This is a genomic window from Halomonas sp. AOP7-B1-5, from assembly GCF_052353045.1.
Classification (GTDB): domain Bacteria; phylum Pseudomonadota; class Gammaproteobacteria; order Pseudomonadales; family Halomonadaceae; genus Vreelandella; species Vreelandella colorata.
The window spans coordinates 1-421 of sequence record NZ_JBQTDC010000136.1 but is presented as its reverse complement, the minus strand read 5'-3'; the positions used below and the strand labels follow the sequence as shown (position 1 = coordinate 421).

The following is a 421-nucleotide window of genomic DNA, read 5'->3' as shown; positions in this document are numbered from 1 at the left end:
GCTGGAACTCGACACGGTGCTGCTCGGTGGCCAACATCTACATAGCCGGGCGCTGAGTGCCGAGGATGAGCAACACGCCTGCCAGCAGGCGGGCATCGTCGGTCGTGTTCACCAGACGGCCACGGCCATTATCGACCAACAGCGCGCGCTGATTGAGGCGACCTTTCCGCCGCTGAACCGCTGCCTGACCGGCTACGACCTGGCCCACCTGCGCGACGACGCCGGCCAACTTAACCTCAATAGCCTGCTGTGCGGCTCGGAAGGCTCGCTGGGGTTTCTGAATGAAGCCGTTCTTAACGTGCTGCCGATCCCCAAGTACGCCACGCTGGTCAACGTGCGCTATCCAAGCTTTATGGAGGCCCTGCGCGACGCCAAAGCGTTGATGGCAGGCTCTTCAGATACCCAGCCGCAGGCGCTCCAA

The 421-nt window shown here is 62.9% G+C and carries 1 protein-coding gene; it reads left to right on the top strand.

Features of this window, described 5'->3' with window-relative positions; genetic code table 11:
• A partial coding sequence (locus tag ACT3XD_RS19740) for an FAD-binding oxidoreductase (protein WP_444280718.1) occupies positions 1–421 on the top strand: 421 nt, incomplete at both ends.